Raw genomic sequence first — 1670 nt, 5'->3', positions numbered from 1 at the left:
CGGTGTTTTTCAAGATAGTTGTCACTCTTTGTTTAAATATTAAGCTGCATTTATTACGCCTTCTTCTGGTGCCTTATCTGGGTTGAGTGTTACAGCGCCAACCGCTTCACAATTTCTGATCTCTGTAGACCAACGCATCGGTTTTCTTTCCTTCGCCGCCTCAAGCACTTTCTTGCGCTTCGCTAAAATAGCGCCATCTTGCAGTGCATGACGTTGCCCTGGTGAGACAAAATTTAGCTGGCTGTGTTTATGCTCATCGTTGTACCAGATTACAAACTTTTCCACCCATTCTCTTGCTGTTGCTAAGCAGCTAAAACCTGATGCCGGCCACTGTGGGCGGTATTTCAACGTTTTAAATAACGACTCTGAAAAGGGGTTGTCATTACTCACCCGCGGCCGACTTAATGATGCCGTAATACCAAGCTCTTCCAGCTTGGCTTTCATGGTCAGTGACTTCATCGGCGCCCCATTATCAGAATGCAGCACTAATGGCGTGTTAAAGCATTGCTCGCGTAACAGACAGCGTTGGATTAGCGCAGCGGCATATTCCCCACTTTCTTGCTCATGAACTTCGTAACCCACTATTTTTCTACTGTAAATATCTTCAAACAGGTACAAATAGTAGAACTGGCCTTTGACGATTGAGGCTAAATAAGTGATGTCCCATGACCACACTTGATTCGGCCCATCTGCCCGATAACTCAACGGTTTGCTTCGATTGACCGCAGCCTGAGTGCGGCCACGATGGTTAAGTTGACCATGAGCATTTAACACTCTGTAGAAGCTGGATTCCGAGGCGATATAAATCCCGTTATCTAATAATGTTGGCACAATTTGCGACGGGGGTAAGCTGGCGTACTCCGCTTGATTGCACACACTTAATATCTGTTGTCGCTCATGTTCTTCGAGTTTATTTGCTGGCTCTGGTCGAGCTGCTGTCGGCCTTAAATCAGCTTGTACTTGACCTTCTCGAAACCAACGTCGATAGGTACGCTTACTGAGGCCCGTTTCTGCACAAGCCTTATAAAGGCGAGCACCATTGGTATAGGCCTCTTGGATTAAGGCAATCAATGCTATGCGCTCAGGCAAAGGGGTTAGCTCTCCTCGCTGTCGTCCCCCCAGAGCGCATTGAGCTTTTTTCTGAGCACCAGTAACGCAGCAGCTTCAGCCAGCGCTTTCTCCTTATAGCGCAATTCCCGTTGCAGCGATTTGATTTCGGCTTTGTCAGCCTTAGCCTGCTGTTTAATGGTTTTAGTTTGTACTTCTGAGGTTTGAAAACCAGCTAAACAATCCTGTTTCCACTGCTGTACTTGCTCGCGGAACAAGCCCTTTTCACGGCAATACTGGTTTATCTCCGCTTCCGACAGCGGCGCTGTTTCAATAATCACGGCAAGTTTTGCTTCAGCCGACCAATCATCGGCTGTTAATGTTTTACCTGGCACGGGGCGACCTTCTTTTCTGGCAATATCTCGCCAATGATACAAGGTTTGCACCGCGATGCCTTCTTCCCGAGCGACCTCTGCGACCGTTAAGTTGTGAGGAGGTAATAATTTTTTAAGGATCGCCTCTTTACGTTCTGGTGAATACCGAGCCATATCGTTCTCTTTTGCCGCACCCTGTCTTTAAACATAATGATTATTTAGGGGTGACAACAATCCTGACACAGGGGG

At 47.2% G+C, this 1670-nt stretch carries 1 protein-coding gene; it reads right to left on the bottom strand.

What is annotated here, in order from left to right:
• Positions 1-39: 39 nt before the first annotated feature.
• Positions 40-1595 (bottom strand): IS3-like element ISSpu6 family transposase gene (locus L2744_RS21340; protein ID WP_248993754.1). Its coding sequence is split into 2 segments (ribosomal slippage): positions 40-1133 and positions 1133-1595, totalling 1557 coding nucleotides; the frame shifts between segments, so codons are not numbered across the junction.
• Positions 1596-1670: the final 75 nt, after the last annotated feature.

It is taken from the genome of Shewanella profunda (assembly GCF_023283765.1).
GTDB lineage: Bacteria > Pseudomonadota > Gammaproteobacteria > Enterobacterales > Shewanellaceae > Shewanella > Shewanella profunda.
This window is presented reverse-complemented; position numbering and strand designations above follow the sequence as displayed.